At 67.1% G+C, this 21,998-nt stretch carries 14 protein-coding genes; 5 read left to right on the forward strand and 9 right to left on the reverse strand.

What is annotated here, in order from left to right; genetic code table 11:
• Nucleotides 1-168 precede the first annotated feature (168 nt).
• Together EPN51_RS28385 and EPN51_RS28390 are read left to right on the forward strand one after the other, a co-directional pair.
• On the forward strand, nt 169-1,377 hold the full coding sequence (locus EPN51_RS28385; protein WP_293049204.1) for an NADP-dependent malic enzyme: 1,209 nt from the start codon (nt 169-171) through the stop codon (nt 1,375-1,377).
• A complete protein-coding gene (locus EPN51_RS28390) occupies nt 1,374-2,246 on the forward strand; it encodes a glycine betaine ABC transporter substrate-binding protein (protein WP_293049205.1) in 873 nt (290 codons plus the stop codon). Before EPN51_RS28385 ends, EPN51_RS28390 begins: the two co-directional genes overlap by 4 nt.
• Nucleotides 2,247-2,314: 68 nt before the next feature.
• Here EPN51_RS28390 and EPN51_RS28395 read toward each other — a convergent pair whose 3' ends face one another.
• The 4 genes from EPN51_RS28395 to EPN51_RS28410 all read right to left on the reverse strand — a co-directional run bounded on the left by EPN51_RS28395 (nt 2,315) and on the right by EPN51_RS28410 (nt 9,101).
• A complete protein-coding gene (locus tag EPN51_RS28395; protein WP_293049206.1) occupies nt 2,315-3,166 on the reverse strand; it encodes an SDR family NAD(P)-dependent oxidoreductase in 852 nt (283 codons plus the stop codon).
• A 167-nt stretch (nt 3,167-3,333) separates the two neighbouring features.
• Nucleotides 3,334-4,161: an SDR family oxidoreductase gene (locus tag EPN51_RS28400; protein WP_293049207.1), complete on the reverse strand. Its 828-nt coding sequence runs from the start codon at nt 4,159-4,161 to the stop codon at nt 3,334-3,336.
• 132 nt (nt 4,162-4,293) lie between these two features.
• Nucleotides 4,294-8,019, reverse strand: coding sequence for a multifunctional oxoglutarate decarboxylase/oxoglutarate dehydrogenase thiamine pyrophosphate-binding subunit/dihydrolipoyllysine-residue succinyltransferase subunit (locus EPN51_RS28405; RefSeq protein WP_293049208.1), 3,726 nt, complete (start codon nt 8,017-8,019; stop codon nt 4,294-4,296).
• A gap of 302 nt (nt 8,020-8,321) precedes the next feature.
• Entirely contained in the window at nt 8,322-9,101 is a 780-nt protein-coding gene (locus EPN51_RS28410; RefSeq protein ID WP_293049209.1) for a hypothetical protein, read from the reverse strand.
• 273 nt (nt 9,102-9,374) lie between these two features.
• Between EPN51_RS28410 and EPN51_RS28415 the strand changes: the two genes are divergently transcribed.
• Nucleotides 9,375-11,396 (forward strand): MFS transporter, encoded by a 2,022-nt coding sequence (locus tag EPN51_RS28415; protein ID WP_293049210.1) that lies wholly within the window; start codon nt 9,375-9,377, stop codon nt 11,394-11,396.
• A 5-nt stretch (nt 11,397-11,401) separates the two neighbouring features.
• On the opposite strand, the gene EPN51_RS28420 is transcribed toward EPN51_RS28415, so the two are convergent.
• The gene (locus EPN51_RS28420) at nt 11,402-14,815 is read right to left on the reverse strand and encodes a TM0106 family RecB-like putative nuclease (protein WP_293049211.1); all 3,414 of its coding nucleotides are present in this window, start codon (nt 14,813-14,815) and stop codon (nt 11,402-11,404) included.
• Between the two features lie 60 nt (nt 14,816-14,875).
• A complete protein-coding gene (locus EPN51_RS28425; RefSeq protein WP_293049265.1) occupies nt 14,876-15,481 on the reverse strand; it encodes an LppP/LprE family lipoprotein in 606 nt (201 codons plus the stop codon).
• Between the two features lie 300 nt (nt 15,482-15,781).
• Here EPN51_RS28425 and EPN51_RS28430 point away from each other — a divergent pair, with 300 nt between their 5' ends.
• Together EPN51_RS28430 and EPN51_RS28435 are read left to right on the forward strand one after the other, a co-directional pair.
• Nucleotides 15,782-17,482, forward strand: a complete 1,701-nt coding sequence (locus EPN51_RS28430) for a DEAD/DEAH box helicase (RefSeq protein WP_293049212.1) — start codon at nt 15,782-15,784, stop codon at nt 17,480-17,482.
• Complete coding sequence (locus tag EPN51_RS28435) at nt 17,479-18,618, forward strand: acyltransferase (protein ID WP_293049213.1); 1,140 nt, start codon at nt 17,479-17,481, stop codon at nt 18,616-18,618. The genes EPN51_RS28430 and EPN51_RS28435 overlap by 4 nt, the downstream gene beginning before the upstream one ends.
• A gap of 9 nt (nt 18,619-18,627) precedes the next feature.
• On the opposite strand, the gene EPN51_RS28440 is transcribed toward EPN51_RS28435, so the two are convergent.
• The 3 genes from EPN51_RS28440 to EPN51_RS28450 form a co-directional block, all read right to left on the reverse strand.
• The gene (locus tag EPN51_RS28440; protein WP_293049214.1) at nt 18,628-19,215 is read right to left on the reverse strand and encodes a TetR/AcrR family transcriptional regulator; all 588 of its coding nucleotides are present in this window, start codon (nt 19,213-19,215) and stop codon (nt 18,628-18,630) included.
• Nucleotides 19,215-20,456, reverse strand: coding sequence for a cytochrome P450 (locus tag EPN51_RS28445; protein ID WP_293049215.1), 1,242 nt, complete (start codon nt 20,454-20,456; stop codon nt 19,215-19,217). Before EPN51_RS28445 ends, EPN51_RS28440 begins: the two co-directional genes overlap by 1 nt.
• Before the next feature lie 168 nt (nt 20,457-20,624).
• Nucleotides 20,625-21,992 (reverse strand): FAD-linked oxidase C-terminal domain-containing protein, encoded by a 1,368-nt coding sequence (locus tag EPN51_RS28450; protein ID WP_293049216.1) that lies wholly within the window; start codon nt 21,990-21,992, stop codon nt 20,625-20,627.
• Nucleotides 21,993-21,998 lie beyond the last annotated feature (6 nt).

Raw genomic sequence — 21,998 nt, forward strand, 5'->3', positions numbered from 1 at the left:
CGGCACTATGACCCGTGGCGATCGCCAGCGCGGCGGGGCCGGGCGTAGCGGGTCGGCACTATGACCCGTGGCGATCGCCAGCGCGGCGGGGCCGGGCGTAGCGGGTCGGCACTATGACCCACGTCACCAATTAGGGCTACTAATGGGTAGCTCAGTACCCTGAAGCCCGTGTCCGAATTGCTTGAATCGATACAGAAGCAGGCCGAGCATGGCGCGATCACCGACGCCGAGATCTTCGAGGCACACGTAGGCGGCAAGCTTTCGGTAAGCATGACGTCCCCGCTGGACACCCAGCGTGCCTTGTCGATCGCCTATACCCCCGGCGTGGCGCAGGTCAGCCGTGCGATCGCCGCTGACCATGCTCAGGCGGCCCGCTACACCTGGGCTAACCGGCTGGTCGCGGTGGTCAGCGACGGCAGCGCGGTGCTCGGCCTGGGCGACATCGGGCCCGCGGCGTCGCTGCCCGTCATGGAGGGCAAGTGCGCCCTGTTCCAAGCGTATGGCGGGCTGAACGCCATCCCGATCGTGCTGGACACCAAGGATCCCGACGAGATCGTGGAGACCCTGGTGCGCTTGCGCCCGACGTTCGGCGCCGTCAATCTCGAGGACATCTCGGCGCCGCGCTGCTTCGAGATCGAACGTCGGGCCATCGAGGCGCTGGATTGCCCGGTGATGCACGACGACCAGCACGGCACCGCCATCGTTGTGCTGGCCGCACTCATGGGTGCGAGCAAGCTGCTCGGCCGGGACATGAGCTCGCTCAAGGTGGTGGTTTCCGGAGCCGGTGCCGCCGGCGTGGCATGCACCAATCTTCTTATGGTGATGGGTGTTTCCGATATCACGGTGCTCGACTCGCGTGGAATTCTGCACACCGCCCGGGACGACATGAACGACGTCAAGGTGGCTCTGGCGCGGCGTACCAATCCCGCCGGGCTGACCGGCAGCGCGGCGGAAGCCATCCGGGGTGCCGATGTGTTCCTCGGTCTGTCGGGCGGCGTGGTCCCCGAAGAGATGATCGCCACGATGGCGCCCAACGGGATCGTGTTCGCCCTGTCCAACCCCGATCCGGAGATCCACCCGCAGATCGCGGCCAAGTACGCCTCGGTGGTGGCCACCGGCCGCAGCGATTTCCCGAACCAGATCAACAACGTGCTGGCATTCCCCGGGGTATTCCGCGGTGCGCTGGAAGCCGGCGCCCGCCGGATCACCGAGAAGATGATGGTCGCCGCGGCCGAGGCGATCTTCTCCGTCGTCAGCGACGACCTTGCTCCCGACCGGATCGTCCCCAGCCCGCTGGACCTGCGCGTCGGGGAAGCGGTTGCCACCGCGGTCGCGCTGGCCACGGACGTTTCAGACACTTCCGTCGCCGGGGGGTGAGAATCGGCAGGCTGGCGGCCCCGCTGCTCGCCGTCGTACTCGCTGTGGCCGGTTGCACGACCCACACCGGGGGCGACCGTCGTGCCCGCGCGGACGTGGTGGTCGCGTCCCAGCCCGATGCCGAGTCGAGCCTGCTGGGCGGCGTCTACGTTGCTGCGCTGCGGTCCTACGGTTTTGGCGCGCGCTTCCAGACGACCACCGACCCGAAGGCCCAATTGGATTCGGGCGCAGTCACCGTCGTTCCCGCCTTCACCGGCCGCGTGTTGCGGGCCCTGCAACCCGGCGCAACGGCGATGTCCGACAAGGACGTCTACCGCGCGATGATCGCCGCGCTACCCGAGGGTATTGTCGCGGGCGACTACACGACGGCCGCCGAGGACAAACCCGTGCTGCTGGTGAGTCGAGCCACCGCCAAGGCATGGGGCGGCAGTGATGTCAGCGCGGACTTGAGCACACTGGCGCAGCATTGTGACGGCCTCGTTGTCGGGGCCATCACCGGGCACCGGCCGCCGTCGCAAGTCGGCCCCTGCCGGCTTCCCGCTCCACGCGAATTCCCCAACGGCACAGCGATGTTCGCAGCGGTTGAGGCCGGACAGCTGACCGCGGGGTGGACGACCACCGCCGACCCCGGCGCCCCCGCCGAGCTCGTCGCGCTGGCCGACGGCAAGCCCGCACTGATTCGGGCCGAGAACGTGGTGCCGCTTTATCGCCGCAACGCGCTCAGCGATCGGCAATTGTTGGCGATCAACGAAGTGGCGGGCGTGTTGGACACCGCGGCGCTGGTCGACATGCGTCGGCAAGTGGAGGCCGGCGCCGACCCGCAGGCTGTGGCCGCGGGCTGGCTCGCTGAACACCCACTCGGGCGCTGAAGCGCGGGGTCGCGTTTAGATTTGTGTCCCGGCTCTTTTCGCGCGTGTTCACGCGCTCATCGACCGGGTCAGCGCTTAGGCATCAGCCGGTGCACGAACTGCTGAAGCCGGCCCATCACGGGCCCGCCCACGAGCCGCTCATAGTTCGGACCGGCGACCCGGACCAGCACGTCCATCGCCTTGACGTCCGGCCCGACCAGAACCCGTGACTTGTGCTTGCGCACCCCTTCGAGGATGAGCTGGGCCGCGCGCTGCGGTGTGGTCTTGGCCTGCTGTTCCTCGAACACACTCGCCAGCTCGGCGTGGTCGAGCCCCTCGACGGCGGTGGCGTTGCGGGCGAACGCGGTTTTGATGCCGCCCGGATGCACCGTCGTCACCCGCACCGGGTGGCCGGCCCGCGCCATCTCCTGGTGCAGGGCCTCGGTGAATCCCCGGACGGCGAACTTGGCCGAGACGTACGCCGCCTGGCCGGGCGCTGAAAACAGGCCGAGCGCGCTCGAGATGTTGATGACGTGTCCGTCGCCGGAGGCGATCAGGTGCGGAAGGAACGCCTTGGTGCCGTTGACGACACCCCAGTAGTCGACGTCCATCACGCGTTCGATGTCCTTGAACCGGCTGTCCTCGATGGAGCCGATGAACGTGATGCCGGCGTTGTTGTAGATCTGGTTGACCGTGCCGAAATGCAAGTTGACCGCGTCGGCGTAGGCCAGGAAGGCGTTGCGCTCGGTCACGTCGAGCTGGTCGGATTTGACCGGCGCGCCGATCGCCGTCAGTTGCTCGGCGGTGGCTGCCAGTCCTGCGGTGTCGACGTCGCTGATCGCCACCTTGGCGCCGGCGCGGCCCAGCTGAACCGCCAGCGCCTGGCCGATGCCCGAACCCGCGCCGGTGACCACGGCGACTTTGCCGGCGAACCCATCCATGCAACACTCCCTCGTGGAGGTTTGACCGCGTTGACGCTAATCGTTACCAGCGATGGTGGCCAGAGCAGGGCGAAATGGTGAATCGACGATCGTCGGCGCCACGCGCGGCCCCGAGCAGTGGCGCCTGAGCTGGGCAGAAGCGAGCGGCCGGCGCACTGAGAGATCGATCACTGCTTGGGTAGCAGCCGGCCCATGACGGGCCCGAACAGCTGCTGATAACCCGAGCCCGTCAGCCGCACCAGGATGTCCAACACCTTGGCGTCCGTTCCGACCAGCACGCGCGCCTTTTTCTTCCGCACCGCGTCCAGGATGATCTGGGCCGCGCGGTGCGGGGTGGTCTTGGCCAGCCGTTTGTCGAACAACTTGGCCAGCTCGGCCTGGTCGAGGCCCTCGGCGGTGGTGGCGTTGCGTGCGATCGCGGTTTTGATGCCGCCCGGATGCACCGTCGTCACCGCCACGGGGTGGCCGGCCGCCACCATCTCCTGTCGTAGCGCCTCGGTAAAGCCGCGGACGGCGAACTTGGCCGAGTTGTAGGCCGCCTGGCCGGGCACCGAGAAGAGCCCGAACACGCTGGAGACGTTGATGACGTGTCCGTCGCCGGAGGCGATCAGGTGCGGAAGGAATGCCTTGGTGCCGTTGACGACGCCCCAGAAGTCGACGTCCATCACGCGTTCGATGTCCTTGAATTGGCTGACTTCGACGTCACCGGTGAAGGCGATGCCGGCGTTGTTGTAGATCTGGTTGACCGTGCCGAAGTGCTCTTTGACCGCGTCGGCGTAGGCCAGAAAGGCTTCACGCTCGGTCACGTCGAGGCGATCCGCCTTGACCGGCGCACCGATCGCCTTCAGCTGTTCCTCGGTGTGGGTGAGACCTTCGAGGTCGACGTCACTGATGGCCACCTTGGCGCCCGAGCGACCCAACTCAACGGCCAGCGCCTGACCGATACCCGAACCTGCGCCCGTCACCACCGCGACCTTGCCGGCGAACCCTTGCATGAGCACCCTTCCTTGTCGGCCCGTTTGCGTCGAGGCTAGCCGGTACCGGCGGTACCGCTCTCGTCGGGTGCGAACGTCGACTCGTTGGGCGAAAACTTGGCGTTTGGGCCCAACGAGTCGACGCTCGGCGAATCAGCCGAAGGCCGTGTCGATGATCTCCTGCTGCTCGACGGCGTGCACTTTCGATGAGCCCGACGACGGAGCCGACATCGCCCGGCGGGAAATCCGCTTGAGTCCGGTCAGCTTGTCGGGCAGGAGCTCGGGCAATTCCAGACCGAATCGCGGCCAGGCACCCTGATTGGCCGGCTCCTCCTGCACCCAGAAGTACTCCTTGACGCTCGGGTAGCGGTCCAGCGTTTCGCCCAGCCGGCGCTTGGGCAGCGGAGCGAGCTGTTCGATCCGAACGATCGCCACGTCGTCGCGATTGTCCTTGGCCTTGCGGGCCACCAACTCGTAGTAAAGCTTCCCGCTGGTCAGCAGGACCCTGCTGACCTTGCTGCGATCACCGATGCCGTCCTCGTAGGTCGGCTCCTCGAGCACCGAGCGGAACTTGATCTCGGTGAAGTCCTTGACGTCGCTGACCGCCGCCTTGTTGCGCAGCATCGACTTCGGAGTGAACACGATCAGGGGCCGTTGCACGCCATCGAGGGCGTGGCGCCGCAACAAGTGGAAGTAGTTGGACGGCGTGGAGGGCATCGCGATCGTCATCGAACCTTCGGCCCACAGCTGCAGGAAGCGCTCGATGCGGCCCGAGGTGTGGTCGGGTCCCTGGCCTTCGTGGCCGTGCGGCAGCAGCAGCACGACAGTGGACAACTGGCCCCACTTGGCCTCACCGGAGCTGATGAACTCATCGATGATCAACTGCGCGCCGTTGACGAAGTCCCCGAACTGGGCTTCCCACAGGACGAGGGCATCCGGGTTGCCCACGGTGTAGCCGTACTCGAAGCCGACGGCGGCGTATTCGGACAGCGGGGAGTCGTAGACCAGGAACTTGCCGCCGGTGGCGATGCCGTCGGTGTTCGTCGCCAGCAGCTGCAACGGTGTGAACTCTTCGCCGGTGTTGCGGTCGATGATCACCGAGTGCCGCTGCGAGAAGGTGCCGCGGCGGGTGTCTTGCCCCGATAGCCGCACCAGCTTGCCCTCGGCCACCAGCGAGCCCAGCGCGAGCAGTTCGCCGAAGGCCCAGTCGATCTTGCCGTCGTAGGCCATCTGCCGGCGTCTCTCCAGCACCGGCTGCACCCGCGGGTGCGCGGTGAAGCCCTCGGGCAGCGCCAGGAATGCGTCGCCGATGCGGGCCAGCAACGCCTTGTCCACCGCGGTGGACAAGCCCGCGGGCAGCATCTGGTCGGCCTCCACCGATTCGCTCGGCAGCGCGCCGTGCTTCTCCAGTTCGCGGACCTCGTTGAACACCCGCTCGAGCTGGCCCTGGTAGTCGCGCAGCGCGTCCTCGGCTTCTTTCATCGAGATGTCGCCGCGGCCGATCAGGGCCTCGGTGTAGCTCTTGCGGACTCCGCGCTTGATGTCGACGACGTCGTACATGGCGGGGTTGGTCATCGACGGGTCGTCGCCTTCGTTGTGACCGCGCTTGCGGTAGCACAGCATGTCGATGACGACGTCCTTCTTGAACTCCTGCCGGAAATCGACGGCCAGCTTGGCCACCCACGCGCAAGCTTCCGGGTCGTCGCCGTTGACGTGGAAGATCGGCGCGCCGATCATCTTCGCGACGTCGGTGCAGTATTCGCTGGACCGCGAGTGCTCCGGCGCGGTGGTGAAACCGATTTGGTTGTTGGCGATGATGTGGATGGTGCCGCCGACCCGGTAGCCGGGCAGATTCGCCAGGTTCAGCGTCTCGGCGACCACCCCCTGGCCGGCGAACGCCGAGTCGCCGTGCAACATCATCGGCACCACCGAGAAGGCTTTGTCGTCTCCGTGGTCCTCGGCGCCGCGGTCCAATAGGTCTTGCTTGGCCCGAACCAGTCCCTCCATCACCGGGTCAACGGCCTCCAGGTGCGACGGGTTGGCGGTCAGCGAGACCTGAATGTCGTTGTCGCCGAACATCTGTAGGTACACACCGGTGGCGCCCAGGTGGTACTTGACGTCCCCGGAGCCGTGCGCCTGCGCCGGATTGAGGTTGCCCTCGAACTCGCTGAAGATCTGTGAATACGGCTTGCCGACGATGTTGGCCAGCACGTTGAGCCGGCCGCGGTGCGGCATCCCGATGACCACTTCGTCGAGGCCGTACTCGGCGCACTGGTCGATCGCCGCATCCATCATCGGAATGATGCTTTCCGCGCCTTCCAGTGAAAACCGTTTCTGGCCAACGTATTTGGTCTGCAGAAAGGTTTCGAAGGCCTCGGCCGCGTTCAGTTTGCTGAGGATGAACTTCTGCTCGGCCACCGTCGGTTTGACGTGCTTGGTCTCAACCCGTTGCTGCAGCCATTCCTGTTGTGAGGGCTCGAGGATGTGGGTGTACTCCACGCCGATGTGACGGCAGTAGGCATCGCGCAGCAGACCCAGCACGTCGCGCAGCTTCTTGTACTCGGAACCGGCGAAGCCGTTGACTTTGAACACCCGATCGAGATCCCACAGCGTCAGGCCATGGTTGAGGATCTCGAGATCGGGATGGCTGCGGAATCGGCTGCCGTCCAAGCGCAGCGGGTCGATGTCGGCCATCAGGTGGCCGCGACTGCGGTAGGCCGCAATCAACTCCATCACCCGCGCTGTCTTGTCGATGATCGAGTCCGGGTTGTCGGTGCTCCAGCGCACCGGCAGATAGGGGTTGCCCAGCTCACGGAAGATCTCGTCCCAGAAGGCGTCCGACAACAGCATCTCGTGGATGGTGCGCAAGAAGTCGCCGGATTCCGCGCCCTGGATGATGCGGTGGTCATAGGTCGAGGTCAGCGTGATCAGCTTGCCGATCCCCAGCTCGGCGATGCGTTCCTCGCTGGCGCCCTGGAACTCAGCGGGATAATCCATGGCGCCGACGCCGATGATGGCGCCCTGCCCCGCCATCAGCCGCGGCACCGAGTGCACGGTGCCGATGGTGCCCGGGTTGGTCAGCGAAATCGTCACGCCGGCAAAATCTTCGGCGGTCAGCTTGCCGTCGCGAGCCCGTCGCACGATGTCTTCGTAGGCGGTGACGAACTGCGCGAACCGCATGGTCTCGCAGCCCTTGATGCCGGCCACCACCAGGGAACGCTTGCCGTCCTTGCCGTGCAGATCGATGGCCAGGCCCAGATTGGTATGAGCTGGCGTGACAGCAGTCGGTTTGCCGTCGATCTCGGCGTAGTGCCGATTCATGTTCGGGAACTTCTTGATCGCCTGCACCAGCGCGTACCCCAGCAGGTGGGTGAACGAGATCTTGCCGCCGCGGGTGCGCTTGAGCTGGTTGTTGATGACGATCCGGTTGTCGATCAGCAGCTTGGCGGGAATGGCGCGGACACTGGTCGCCGTCGGCACGTCCAGCGACGCCGACATGTTCTTGACGACGGCCGCCGCGGCGCCGCGCAGCGTCTGCAACTCGTCGCCTTCCGCCGGCGGGGCAATGGCGGCCTTCGCCGGGGCGGGCCGGGCCGGGGCCCCATTGCCGGCGGCCGTGCTGACGGGGGGTGCCGCGCTGGCGGGGGGCGCGGGCTTGGTGCTCGCGGGGGCGGCCGGAGCAGCCGCCGCGGCGGCGGCCGGCTGGCCATCACCGCTGGTCGGGGCGGCGGGCGCTGCTTCGCCGGGTGGCTCGGGGTTGTAGTCGACCAGGAACTCGTGCCAGCTCGGATCGACCGACGAGGGGTCATCGCGGAACTTGCGGTACATCTCCTCGACCAGCCATTCGTTTTGCCCGAATGGTGAACTTATGTTGCTCACGACCGCAGTTCGCCTCAATCCCTTTGTCCTACAGGGTCACCGCAGCGCTATTGCGCGGCGCCTCACCCTTGTCGGCCCCGGAAGGCCGAGCACCTCACGCCTATGGCGATCCCCATTGATTCCGCCCTATAAAGGCTAACCTTTCGCCACCAATCTGCCAGGCCGGCCGGGGCGCCTCGGGGCGGGATGCGGCCGGACCCCATGGCGGCGACCCGCTGCGCCCGGCTTCGCCTGATGGCGGCGACCCGCTTCGCCCGGCTTCGCCGCGCTTGCGATCGCCGCGGCCGCACTTGCGATCGCCGCTAGCCGGCTTCGTGGATCGGCGGCACCAGATGCAGCGCGCGGGGCCAGCGCGCGGGCGGGGCCCCGAACGCCCGGTTGGCGTTGCGGATCATCTTCTTGCCGGCGAGGTAGTTGCCCACCGCTCCCACCACGACCCCGATCCCGACCGGCAGCAGTTTGCCGAACAACAGGGCGCCCCGGCGCACGGTGTACTTGCGAACCCACGACCTGAGCAGCCGTGAGTTCAACCGCGACATCGAGGACAGCGGCAGCGTGGCCAGGCTTTCGGAAATCCAGGCGCCGTTGGTGCGGCGCGGACCGATCAGCTGGGCGACGGCGTGCTCGCTGTCGTCACCGACCAGCACCGCCAGCACCAGCGCGCGGCGTCGTTCCCGGTGATCGGCCGGAATGTCGTGGACCACCGCGACCGCCAACACGAGGAACGCGGTGGCCTCCAGGAATGTCACCGTTTCCGCGGCCGCCGCTGACAGGGCACTCAACGTACCGATTCCGGGGATGGTCGCCGCGGCCCCCACCGCAACGCCGGCGGCGGTCACGATGGCCACGTAACGCTTCTGCAGCTTGGCCAGGATCTCCGCCGGGCTGGCATCGGGATCAGCGTTGCGCAGCCGGGTCACATAGGCCTCGGCGGCCGGGCCCTGTATCCGCGCGCTGCGCTCGATGACCAGCGCCAATGCCCGCGCGGACACTGTGGGTCGACCGCTCTTGGCGGCCGGCGCCTGTCCCGCGTTGGCCATGTTGAAAAACCGGTTCGGCGACCTTTTCCGTCGGGCCCGCATATTGTCTCTCCTGCAAATGGGTTCCTTCAGGCTAACGTGCCCGTGGCAAATCCTGACGCGTTAGCGATTCCTATCGGATCCTTGGCTGCCGGCCCTATTGCGTCACCGGGAATAATGCAGGCTGGATCTCTGCGAGGGCCGGGCCTTTGGTCGGCCGTCGTGGTGGACAGTTCGCCGTGCGCGTGGTCGATGACCTGGGTGGTTCGGGCCGGTCGACCACACCGGGCCGATACGGCGTAACGACATCGTCGGGAGCGAAACGAGGTGGGGTGGATGGCCACGGCTGCGCCCCGCACGCCCGGGGGTGCGGGGCGCGCGGGTTCGACGCCGGCGCGGGCCACCAAACGCTGGGAGTTCGTCACTCGGAGCTCGCCGCACTCGCAGAACCCCTGGAACCCGCTTTGGGCGATGATGATCGGCTTCTTCATGATCATGGTCGACTCGACCATCGTCGCCATCGCAAACCCGACCATCATGGCCAATCTGCGCATCGGCTACGACACCGTGGTCTGGGTGACCAGCGCCTACCTGCTCGGTTATGCCGTCGTGCTGTTGGTGGCGGGCCGCCTCGGTGACCGGTTCGGCCCCAAAAACCTGTACCTGATCGGCCTGGTGGTCTTCACCGTCTCCTCGGTGTGGTGCGGAGTGTCGGGCAGCGCCGCCATGCTAATCGCGGCCCGCGTCGTGCAAGGTGTCGGAGCGGGCGTGCTCACCCCGCAGACCCTGTCGACGATCACCCGGATCTTCCCGCCGGAGCGGCGCGGCATCGCGGTGAGCTTGTGGGGCGCGACCGCGGGTGTCGCCAGCCTGGTAGGCCCGCTGGCCGGCGGTGTGCTGGTCGACGGGCTGGGCTGGCAGTGGATTTTCTTCGTCAACGTCCCCGTCGGTGTGATCGGGCTGGCGTTGGCCTATTGGCTGATCCCGGTTCTGCCCACCCAGTCGCACCGGTTCGACCTGATCGGGGTGGCGCTGTCCGGGGTGGGTATCTTCCTGATCGTGTTCGGCCTGCAGCAGGGGCAGGCCGCCCACTGGGAGCCGTGGATTTGGGCGTTGATCGTCGCGGGCGTCGGGTTCATGACGGCGTTCGTGTTCTGGCAGTCGGTGAACCCCCACGAGCCGCTGATTCCGTTGGTGATCTTCGGTGACCGTGATTTCAGCCTGTGCAACGTTGGGGTGGCCATCGTCTCGTTCGCCGCGACGGCGATGATGCTGCCGCTGACGTTCTATGCGCAGGCCGTTTGCGGACTCTCGCCGACGCGCTCGGCCTTGTTGATCGCGCCGATGGCGATCGCCAACGGGGTGTTCGCGCCGTCCGTCGGCAAAATGGTCGACAAATACCATCCGCGGCCGGTGCTCGGTTTCGGTTTTTCGGTGCTGGCGATCGCGCTGACCTGGCTCACCTTCGAGATGTTGCCGACGACACCGATCTGGCGGCTGGTGTTGCCGTTCTTCGCGATGGGCGTCGGGATGGCGTTCGTGTGGTCGCCGCTGACCGCGACCGCGACGCGTAACCTGCCGGGGCAGTTGGCCGGCGCGGGTTCCGCCGCGTACAACTCCGTTCGTCAGCTCGGCGCGGTGCTCGGCAGCGCCGGCATGGCCGCATTCATGACGTGGCGGATCAGTGCCGAGATGCCGCGGCAGCCGTCCGGTTTGGGCGCCGGGGAGGACGGCATCGCGTTGCAGTTGCCCGGGTTCCTGCGCGAGCCGTTCGCGGCCGCGATGTCGCAGTCGGTGTTGTTGCCGGCGTTCGTCGCGTTGTTCGGGATCATCGCCGCGCTGTTCCTGGTGGGCTTCGGGCCCCGCCTCGGTGGCGGGCGAGGCGCCGATCCGTTGGGACCCGACGGCGATGACGTTGTCGACGACGACTATGACGATGACGAGTACGTCGAATTCGTCCTCCTGCGTGAACCCGACGTCGAGGGGGGCAGCGGCGGCGACCGGCCGTCATGGGAGCGGGCTGACACTGCGCCTCGACCGCCCGCCGGGGTGCGGCATCGGGGCCCTGTCGATTCGTGGCACAGTGTGCTCGACGACCCGGTTGCCCAGGCGCAACCAATTGGCTTTGCCCACAACGGGTCTCATGTGGACAGTGGTAAGCGCCTTCGCCAGGTGGCGGTGCGGCGTCCGGTCAAGCCCAGCCCACCGGTGGAGCGGCTCACCCGGCCGCCGCGTCGCCCCCACACGGGTCCGGCGGGTCACCACTTCACCGAAGGTGAATCGCTGCGAGGTCAGCACCACCTCCCCGATCCCGACGACGACCCCACCGGTTACGGCCGGCACTCGTCGGGCAACTAGGCTCCTCAGCGCAGATCGGGCTGGGTGAGCGCCAAGAATGCGCCCAAATCGATCAGGCCGGCGGGTGTGGCGGGCAGATACTCCGTCAGTGACGGCGACCGCACGATCACGGTTGCATACTGTGCGCGGCTGACCGCGACGTTGAGTCGATTCCTGTTGAGCAGGAAGGAGATTCCGCGTGGTACGACGTCCATGGACGAAGCCGTCATCGAGATGAACACCACGGGTGCCTGCCCGCCCTGGAACTTGTCGACGGTCCCCACCCGCACCCCGCCGAGCCCGGTAGAGCTCAACCGGCGGCGCAGCAGCGCCACCTGCGCGTTGTAGGGCGCCAGCACCAGCACATCGGAGGCGGTCAATGCCCGGGTGCCGTGCTCATCGGTCCACAACGCGCCGAGCAGTCGCCCGATCTTGGCGGCGATCGCATCGGCCTCCTCGGGGCTGTCCGTCGAATTACCCTGGTGTTCAATCGAAAGCAGTTGCACGCCGGGCTGATATCCGTCAAGGCGGCGGCCGGCGGTGCATTCGTGGGAATGCAGCCTGCCTTCGTAGGACAGCGCGGAAACCGCGGCGCAGACAGCCGGGTGCATCCGGTAGGAGCGGTCCAGGAAGTAGCCACGTTCGTCGGGCAGGGTGCGCTGACCGTCGACCAGCCACTCCAGCGCGGAGGCGTCCACCGGCTCCGGATGAGTGCCCTGGCTGACTTGCGGCAACTGCTGAGGGTCCCCGAGCAACAGTAGATTGGCTGCAGCCGGGGCCACCGCGACGGTGTTGGCCAAACAGAATTGGCCGGCCTCGTCGATCACCAGCAGATCCAGGCCCCCCGGCGGTATCCGGTTGGCATTGGCGAAATCCCATGCGGTGCCGCCGATCACACAACCCGGCGTATCAGCGAGGAATGTGGCGTACGCGCTGCCGTCGATCTCTCGCCAGCGCGGGGCGTGGTGGTCGTGGGGCTTTTTCGCGATCCGATGCGGATCCAGGCCGGCGTCGATCACACAGTCCAGCAGGTTCTCCACCGTGGCGTGCGATTGCGCGACGACACCGACCCGCCAGCCGTGCTGGGTGACCAGGTGTTGGATCACCCGCGCCGCCGTGTGCGTCTTGCCGGTGCCCGGTGGCCCGTGCACCGCCAGGTAGGAAGAATCCAAATCGAGTAGCGCCGCGGTGATGTCGGCGACGGTGCCGGCGCCGCGCGGCAGGGGAGCGCCGCTGCGTGTGCGGGGCGTGCGGCGCAGCAGGACGTCGACGACGGCGCTGCAGGGCAGCGCCGGGAGTCCGGCCGCCACCGCGGCAGCGGTCGCCTCGATCGACTCCCGCAGGGCTGTGGTTCCAATGGGCGGGCCGGGGGTCAGTGCGAAGGGTAACTGGTGAAATGTCTTGCCGTCACCGCCAACTCGTTCGAGGACGACCACTTCTGTGGGTACCGCCGGATCGTCGGCCTCGACGACGGTGGCCCGTCCGGCCGCCCGCCGATCCGGGTTGTCGGTCATGCCGGGCGGCGCCGGCGGGTTGTACAGCGCAAAGACATCTCTCTTCAAATCACCGCGCGCCAGCTGGCCGCGTAACTCCAGCCGGCGCTGCGGCTTGCGCGCGCGGGCAGGGGTATGCCATTCGACGCTGACGGACGCGTCCTCGGCGACGAAAACATCGGTGTTATCCGCCCATTCGTCGATGGGGAAGTTCAACCGGTCGAAATGCGCCCACCAGAAGGGTTTGTCCTCGCGCCGGTGGTAGCCGCGCGCCGCCGCCACCAGCGCCGCGGCCGTCTGTTGCGGGGTGCGCTCGTCGATGCCGGCGGCACCGGTGAACGCCGACAATGTCATCGCAAGCTGGTCGCGGTCGTCGACGGTATTGCCGTCGCCCACGGGCTGGGCGCCAATCGGTAGGACACCGGATTCGTAGGCGCGCAGCATCAGCCAGTTCCGCAATTCCTGGGTCGACCGGCAGTCGTAGTGGTTGTAGTCCTCGATCTCCTTGAGCACGGATGAGGCCTCGTCGCCGCGGCCCTGCGCGCCCAGGTCGCAGTACCGTGCGTAGGAGGTGATCGAACCGGTGGCCGTGGTCACGTCGCCCGCGCGCAGGTGGGTTCCCATGTAGAGCGGCTCTAACGCCTTGAGGCTGAATGACTCCGCGCCGACACGAATACTCCTGCGCACCAACGGGTAAAGGTCGACAAGTGTGCCGCTGCGCAGCAGTTCGTCGACCTGATCCTCGCCGACACCGTAACGCCCGGCGAGACGCAACAACGTGGTCTTCTCGTACGGCGCGTAGTGGTAGATGTGCATGTTCGGACGGCGCTTGCGCCGTTTGGCCACCATCGCCAAAAAATCTGTCAGTGCCGCGCGTTCGTCTGCGCGGTTGTGCGCCCACAGTGGCCGGAACTTGCCTGCCGGTCCGGCCTCGAGAACACCGAAGAGATATTCCAGGCCCCACTCGCGGCCGTCGGCGGTCCACAGCGGGTCGCCTTCGAAGTCGAAGAACAGATCACCCGGGTCTGGCTCGGGGAGCAGCGCCAACGGCTGCGCGTCGACGACCTCGACCTGCGGAACGCCGGTGTCGCGTTGGCGGACTTGCAGTTTCGCCTGGGTGGTCAAGGTGCCGATCGCGCCGGAGGACAGCTCGGGCACGGGTCCGCTATGGACGGCCAGTTCGGCGACAGTGGTGATACCCGCCTCAAACAGCTTGTCCCGCTGGCTTACTCGCAAACCGGCCACCAACAACACATCGTCGGCGGCCCGCAGCTGCTCGATGCACAGCGGACAGTGAAAACAGGCGGCCACGCTTTCGTCGTCCCAGCGCACCGCGGTACCGCTTGCATAGTGGTCGTCGAGGAGCCGTTGCAGTCGCGCCCGCTGCGAACGGTAAACCGGGACCAGGTCGCAGACGCGGTGCCGCACGGCCGTTCCATCGCCGAGCTGCAGTTCGGCCTCGGGCGCGACCGGCACACCGGAGGCGGCCAACGCGTCGGCGTAGGCGGCCAGCTGCAACAGCGCGGTCACTTTTTCGGAACGGGCCAGCTTGGTGTCCACGACCCGATACTGCTCGCCGTCGCGCACCAGAAAGTCGGCGAATCCGAGGAAGCGACCGTCGAACATCGCGGCCTGATACACGACGGGAGCGCGATCGGCGACGGCGCGCCGGGTCGCGTCGGTGGCCGCCGCCAGACCGGCGAGTGTGTAGGCCGGGCGGCCGATGACCGCGACGGCATCCTCGAACCGCTCGCGCAATCGCGCGAGCTCGCGCCGCTCATGCTCGTCGCCGAGGGCGGCCGTCCGCGCGAGCAAATCGTCCCCGGTGACGGTCGCCGGTCCGCGGCCGAGTTTCGCGTCGAATTCCCGCAGCATCGCGAATTCACAGCGGGCGGCAGCGGCAAGGTCCGACGCGCTGTACACGATGCTGTCGCCGGTCACGAACACTGGAGCCACAGTAGTTCCGGGCTCCGACAAGATGGTCGCGCTGGGCGGGCGCGCCCTGGATCAGTGGGCGGAGGTGTTGCCGATCAGTTCGACGGCGCTGCCGTTCCAATGGAACTTCACGTTGGTGTTCAAGCCCTTGATCCCGGCGGGGTAGGTCAGCGCCACGGTGTCGCCCGTGGTTTGCGCCGGGTCAATGCCATTGAATCCGTAAGTATCGGGGACACCCTGCGGGATGAACTGGCCGAGGTGGAACAGCACCGCCCGGGTGGTGGGACTGACCGCGTTGGTGTTGGCCTTGATGATCACCGCCGACAGCTGCGCACACTGGTTGTAGTTGCCGGCCAGCGGTTCGGGGTTCCAAGGCTGCTGGCTGCGCGGGTCGCGCGGCAGTTCGGACACCACCTTCGCGATGGTGGGGGAGGCGAGGTTGACCGCGCATGGATCGGCCGGCGGCGCGTTGCCGGGCTGGGCGGCCGGCGAGGGCGTGGCCGGGGCCGTGATCGACGCGGTCTCGGAAGTCGTCCTTGCCTGCGGTGTTTTGGCGACTGTGGAGTCTCCTGAACCGCAGCCGGTCAGCGTGACGGCGATCAGTGCGAGGGCGGCCGAGCAGGTCAGTGGCTCGGTACGACACGGTAGCGACCACACATCGACGCACCGTACCGTCATCGGGTCCGCGGGTGTGGCAGGCGTGGCCGGGAGCTGCTCGGCTGTGCTGATGATCACGCGGACCGCCCCACAGTGCTGACTCGCTGCGCTCAGCTCTGCTGAGCTGGCGATCACGCTGAGGTCCTTTGATGGTGACTCGCTGCGCTCAGCTCTGCTGAGCTGGCGATCACGCTGAGGTCCTTTGATGGTGACTCGCTCCGCTCAGCTCTGCTGAGCTGGCGATCACGCTGAGGTCCTTTGATGGTGACTCGCTGCGCTCAGCTCTGCTGAGCTGGCGATCACCACTAGACTCCTTGGGCGATGACCCTCTCAGACAGCTCGACTGACGCTGCCGCTACGACGTTTGCCGACCTGCAGATCCACCCCTCGGTTCTGCGGGCGGTCGCGGACGTCGGTTACGAGTCACCCACCGGTATCCAGGCCGCGACGATCCCGGCGCTGATGGCCGGATCGGACGTCGTCGGGCTGGCCCAGACCGGTACCGGCAAGACGGCCGCGTTCGCGATCCCGATCCTGTCCAAGATCGACGTCACCAGCACCGCCACCCAAGCCCTGGTGCTCGCCCCCACCCGGGAACTGGCCCTGCAGGTCGCCGAGGCGTTCAGCCGATACGGCGCCCATCTGCCGAAGATCAACGTGCTGCCGATCTACGGCGGCTCGTCCTACAGTGTGCAGCTGGCCGGGCTGAGGCGCGGCGCCCACGTGGTGGTCGGCACGCCAGGTCGGGTCATCGACCACCTCGAACGCGGCACGCTGGACCTGTCGCGGGTCGACTACCTGGTGCTCGACGAGGCCGACGAAATGCTCACCATGGGTTTCGCCGAAGACGTCGAACGCATCCTGTCCGAAACCCCCGAGTACAAACAGGTCGCCTTGTTCTCGGCGACCATGCCGCCGGCCATCCGCAAGCTCACCACCAAATACCTGCACGACCCGTTCGAGGTCACCACCAAAGCGAAAACGGCTACCGCCGAGAACATTTCGCAGCGCTACATCCAGGTCGCCGGTCCCCGCAAAATGGATGCCCTGACCCGAGTCCTCGAGGTCGAGCCGTTCGAAGCGATGATCGTGTTCGTCCGCACCAAACAGGCCACCGAGGAGGTGGCCGAAAAGCTGCGTGCCCGTGGTTTTTCCGCGGCGGCCATCAACGGCGACATCCCGCAGGCCCAGCGCGAGCGGACCGTCGCCGCCCTGAAGGACGGTGGTATCGACATCCTCGTTGCCACCGACGTCGCCGCGCGCGGGCTGGACGTGGAGCGGATCTCGCACGTGCTCAACTACGACATTCCGCATGACACCGAGTCTTACGTGCACCGCATCGGGCGCACCGGCAGGGCAGGACGGTCGGGAACCGCACTGCTCTTCGTCTCCCCGCGAGAACGCCACCTGCTCAAGGCCATCGAAAAGGCCACGCGGCAAACGCTCACCGAAATAGAGTTGCCGACCGTCGAGGACGTCAACGCGCAGCGGGTGGCCAAATTCGCCGATTCCATCACCACCGCGCTCGGGGCTCCCGGCCTCGACCTGTTCCGCAAGCTGGTCCAGGACTACGAACGCGAGCACGACACCCCGATGGCCGATATCGCCGCCGCGCTGGCCGTGCATTCACGCGACGGCGAAGAATTCTTGATGGTGCCCGAGCCTCCGCCCGAGCGGCGCGAGCGCCGTACCGAACGGCGCGATCGCCCCGAAAAGCCACGGTCTACACGGCCCTTCGCCACGTACCGCATCGCGGTGGGCAAGCGGCACAAGATCGGCCCGGGTGCAATCGTCGGCGCCATCGCCAACGAGGGAGGGCTGCATCGCAGCGATTTCGGCCACATCGCCATCGGGCCGGATTTCTCGTTGGTGGAACTGCCGGCCAAGTTACCCAAGTCGACCTTGAAAAGGCTTGAGCAAACCCGCATTTCGGGTGTGCTGATCAACCTTCAGCCGGACAGGTCCTCCGCCAAGGCCCGCGTCCGGGACGGCGGGAAACCGCGCAGGAAACACGGCGGATGACCCTGTCCGAAGAACAGGACGCTCAGGGCGGGCTCGAACAGACCTCTCACGTGGACCGGGTCGCCTCGCTGACCGGCGTCCGCGCCGTCGCCGCGCTGCTCGTGGTCGGCACCCACGCCGCCTACACCACCGGCAAGTACACGCACGGCTATTGGGGCCTGGTCGGTTCCCGGATGGAAATCGGGGTGCCGATCTTCTTCGTGCTCTCCGGCTACCTGTTGTTCCGGCCCTGGGTGAAGTCCGCCGCAACCGGCGGCCCGCCGCCGTCGCTGAGTCGCTATGCGCGGCACCGGGTTCGGCGCATCATGCCCCCCTACCTCGTCACCGTGCTGTTCGCCTACGTGCTGTACCACTACCGCGAGGCGGGGCCAAACCCCGGACACACATGGCTGGGCTTGGCGCGCAACCTGACACTGACCCAGATCTACTGCGACGGCTATCTGGGAAAGTATCTGCACCAGGGACTGACCCAGATGTGGAGCCTGGCCGTGGAGGCCTCGTTCTACGTCCTCCTTCCGCTGCTGGCATACCTGCTGCTGGTCCTGATCTGCCGGCGGCAATGGCAACCGAAATTGGTGCTGGGCGCCCTGGCGGGATTGGCGTTGATCAGCCCGGCGTGGTTGGTTCTGGTGCACGCCGATCACTGGTTTCCCGACGGCGCGCGGCTCTGGCTGCCCACCTACCTGGCCTGGTTCCTCGGCGGCATGATGCTCACGGTGCTGCAGGAGATGGGTGTGCGCGGCTACGGATTTGTGGCCATCCCGCTGGCGACCATCAGCTATTTCATCGTGTCCACTCCCATCGCCGGCGCACCCACCACGTCCCCGGCCACGCTGAGCGAAGCGTTGTTCAAAACCTGCTTCTATGCTGTGATCGCTGCGCTGGCGGTGGCGCCGCTGGCACTGGGGGACCACGGATGGTATTCGCGGCTCTTGGCCAGCCGCCCGATGGTGTGGCTGGGGGAGATCTCCTACGAGATCTTCCTGATCCACCTGATCACCATGGAATTCGCGATGGACTACGTCGTTGGCGCCCGCGTCTATACCGGCCCGATGCTGAACCTGTTCGTCGCGACCCTGGCGTTGACGATCCCGTTGGCGTGGCTGCTGCACCGTTTCACCCGCGTGCGGGACTGAGCCGGCGAGCTAGTCCCGCTGGCGGGCGGAAACCGGGGTCACGATCGGGACGACAAATTCCTCGATCATCGCCCGCTCGTCGGCTTCGTCGCGGCCGGGGTGCGTCAGCAGCGAGACGATCACCCGCACCGTCCAGCGAGCTCGGCGTTCGACGACGGCGGGATCGTCGGGCCCTAGTGAGTGCAGGAACGCCGCCGCCAGGGCCGCGATCACGTCGGACTGCCCGGCCAATTCGCCACCCACCGGTGTGCGGGTCGTGGCAAACCAGGATGCCAGGGCCGGGCTCTCGCGAACCATCCCCAACGTGACCAGGATGCTCGCGATCAGCCGTTCGCACGGGTCCTCGATGTCGCCCGTGCGCGCGATGATCGCTCGGCCGAGCCGGTGGGTCTCGCGGTGCACATAGGCGGTTCGCAGCGCCTCGCGGTTCTCGAAGTAGCGGTACAGGGTCGCACGGGAACACCCTGCTGCCCTGGCGATTTCGTTCATGCCGATCGAATCCGAGTCGCGCTGCGTATAGAGCCGCTCGGCGGCGTCGAGTATCCGGTCGGCGGCCGCTTCGGTCCGGTGTGCGCCCAGCCAGTCGTTGCCCGGCATCAGGACCCCACTCGAATCGGCACCGACAGCGGCCGCCGCACGTAGCTGCCGCCAGCCCAGACGACGCCCGACTCGTCCACCTCGAAGTCCGGGCATCGGGCCAGCAGTTCGGTCAGCGCAACCCGGGACTGCATCCGGGCCGCGGCCGCGCCGAGGCAGTGGTGTGCGCCGTGGCTGAACGTCAGGATGTTGCGCGGGCACCTCGTCACATCGAGTTGGCCGGCGTCCGAACCGTATTGGCGTTCGTCGCGATTGGCGGACGCGTAGAGCAACAGTGCCCTGCGCCCGGCGGGAATGGTGGTGTCGCAGATCGTCACGTCGCGCGTGGTCGTACGCGCCAATCCCTGGACCGGTGAGGTCATCCGCAGCAACTCCTCGACCGCGGCGGCGATCAGGTCGGGGTTATCCACCAACAGCTTTCGCTGATTGGGTCGTTCGTGCAGCAGTGGCATCGAGCCGCCGAGCATGCCGGTGACGGTGTCGTTGCCGCCGGTGACCATCGTGAACGTGAACGCCAGGATCGACAGCGTACCGGCGACGTCACCGTCGGCCCCGACCCCGGCGGCCACCAGGTGGGAGATGGTGTCGTCCTCGGGCTCGGTGCGGCGTCGCTCGATCAGCCCGGTGAAGTACGCCATCATCGACCCGACCGCATCGCCGACGGTCTCCAGCGCACCGGCCAAGCCGCCTTCGGCGGTATTGGCCGCGACGATCGCCTGGGTCCAGCCGTCGAATTGCACCCAGTCTTCTTCGGGCACACCAAGGTAATAGGCGACGACCATCGACGGCAGCGGCTTGAAAAGCTCGGTGACGATGTCGCCGCCACCGGCCGCGCGCAACCCCTCGATGCGCTCGACGACGAACTCCCGCACCTTGGGTTCGACCGCCTCGACCTGTCGCGGCGTGAAGCCGCGCGACACCAGCTTCCGAAACTGGGTGTGCACCGGCGGATCCTGCATCACAAACGGCGGATTGTCCTGCAGCCCGATCAGTTCCAGCTCGTTGTAGTTGACGGTCAAACCCTTTGCCGAGGAGAAGGTTTCGTGGTCGCGGGCCGCGGCCCACACGTCGGCATGCCGGGACAACACGTAGTAATCGTCGTCGGGGGATTTCGGGGGGACGACGTGGTGCACGGGATCGTGGTCGCGCAGCGCGCGGTACATCGGCCACGGGTTCGACCAGGTGGCGGCGGTCGCGAGCTGGAAGGCGACCGGCACGTTGTGAGACATAACAACAGACATGTCTTATTCGTACGACAGGATAGGTAATATGTCAACCGCCGAGCGCCGCCGGGTGTGCGGCCAGCTTCACACTCGGAACCGAGTGTGCGGCCAGCTTCACGCTCGACCAGCAGCTCCCCTCGACCAGCAGCTCCCCTCGACCAGCTCGCCTCGACCAGCGGCCGCAGCTCAGATGCCCGAGCCGGGGTTGAGGATGCCAAGCGGATCCAGCGCCCGCTTGATGCGCTGGTTCAGCTCCATCACGTCGGGCCCGAGATAACCGGCCAGCCAGGGCCGCTTCAACCGGCCGACGCCGTGCTCGCCGGTGATCGTGCCGCCGAGTCCGACGGCCAGGTCCATGATCTCGGCGAACGCCAGGTGGGCGCGTTCGGTCATGCCGGCATCGGCGGGGTCGTAGACGATCAACGGGTGGGTGTTGCCGTCGCCGGCGTGGGCGATCACCGAGATCATCAGGTCGCGCTCGTCCGCGATGCGCGCGATCCCGGTGACCAGCCGGCCCAGCGCCGGCAGCGGCACCCCGACATCCTCGAGCAGTAACGAACCCTTGGCTTCGACGGCCGGGATGCAAACCCTCCGCGCGACGACGAACGCCTCGCCATCGTCGGGATCGTCGGTCGAAAATACTTCCGTCGCAGCGCTTTCCGCGAACACCTTGGCCATGATTTCGGCGTCTTCACTTCCGGCGCGGCCGCGCTCATCGGATCCGGCCACCAGCATCGCCGCCGCTCCGCGGTCCAGGTCCATGCGCAGGGTGTCCTCGACGGCGTTGATGGCCACCGAATCCATGAACTCCAGCATCGAGGGGCGAAGCCGCGCGGTGACCCCGAGTACCGCTTCGACGGCGTCCTGCACCGAGGAGAAGCTGGCCACCACGATGCTGGACGCGTTCTGCTTGGGCACCAGCCGCAGCGTCACCTCCGTGATGATGCCCAGCGTGCCTTCGCTCCCGACAAAGAGCTTGGTCAGCGAAAGGCCCGCCACGTCCTTGAGTCGTGGGCCACCCAGCCGGACCGCGGTGCCGTCGGCCAGCACCACCTGCATGCCCAGCACATAGTCGGTGGTGACGCCGTACTTCACGCAGCACAGCCCGCCGGCGTTGGTGGCGACATTGCCGCCGATGCTGCAGATTTCAAACGAGGACGGATCCGGGGGATACCACAGGCCGTGTTCGGCGGCGGCCTTCTTCACCTCGGCGTTGAACAGCCCGGGCTGACATACCGCGGTCCGGGTGACCGGGTCGACGGCGATGTCGCGCATCTTCTCCGTCGACAGCACGATACCGTTGTCCAGCGCGGTCGCGCCGCCGGACAGGCCGCTGCCCGCGCCCCGGGTCACCACGGGCACTCGGTGCGCGGCGGCCCAGCGCAGCACCGTCTGCACCTCTTCGGTGCGCCGCGGCCGCACCACGGCCAGCGGTTTGCCGGCCGACGGGTCGAAAGCGCGGTCCTGGCGATAGCCCTCGGTTACGCCTGCGTCGGTGACGACCATCCCGTCGGGCAGGTCGGCAATCAGGCCGGCCAGGGCAGCAGAGCTCACGGCCCG

The sequence above is a fragment of the Mycobacterium sp. genome, assembly GCF_004298145.1.
In the GTDB taxonomy this organism is placed as follows: domain Bacteria; phylum Actinomycetota; class Actinomycetes; order Mycobacteriales; family Mycobacteriaceae; genus Mycobacterium.

What these genes read in the sequence shown, in the direction of transcription:
- EPN51_RS28425 (WP_293049265.1), bottom strand. Translation starts at nt 15,481, where the DNA reads ATGACGGTACGGTGCGTCGATGTGTGGTCGCTACCGTGTCGTACCGAG.
- EPN51_RS28430 (WP_293049212.1), top strand. Translation starts at nt 15,782, where the DNA reads ATGACCCTCTCAGACAGCTCGACTGACGCTGCCGCTACGACGTTTGCC.
- EPN51_RS28435 (WP_293049213.1), top strand. Translation starts at nt 17,479, where the DNA reads ATGACCCTGTCCGAAGAACAGGACGCTCAGGGCGGGCTCGAACAGACC.
- EPN51_RS28415 (WP_293049210.1), top strand. Translation starts at nt 9,375, where the DNA reads ATGGCCACGGCTGCGCCCCGCACGCCCGGGGGTGCGGGGCGCGCGGGT.
- EPN51_RS28445 (WP_293049215.1), bottom strand. Translation starts at nt 20,456, where the DNA reads ATGTCTGTTGTTATGTCTCACAACGTGCCGGTCGCCTTCCAGCTCGCG.
- EPN51_RS28410 (WP_293049209.1), bottom strand. Translation starts at nt 9,101, where the DNA reads ATGCGGGCCCGACGGAAAAGGTCGCCGAACCGGTTTTTCAACATGGCC.
- EPN51_RS28395 (WP_293049206.1), bottom strand. Translation starts at nt 3,166, where the DNA reads ATGGATGGGTTCGCCGGCAAAGTCGCCGTGGTCACCGGCGCGGGTTCG.
- EPN51_RS28440 (WP_293049214.1), bottom strand. Translation starts at nt 19,215, where the DNA reads ATGCCGGGCAACGACTGGCTGGGCGCACACCGGACCGAAGCGGCCGCC.
- EPN51_RS28400 (WP_293049207.1), bottom strand. Translation starts at nt 4,161, where the DNA reads ATGCAAGGGTTCGCCGGCAAGGTCGCGGTGGTGACGGGCGCAGGTTCG.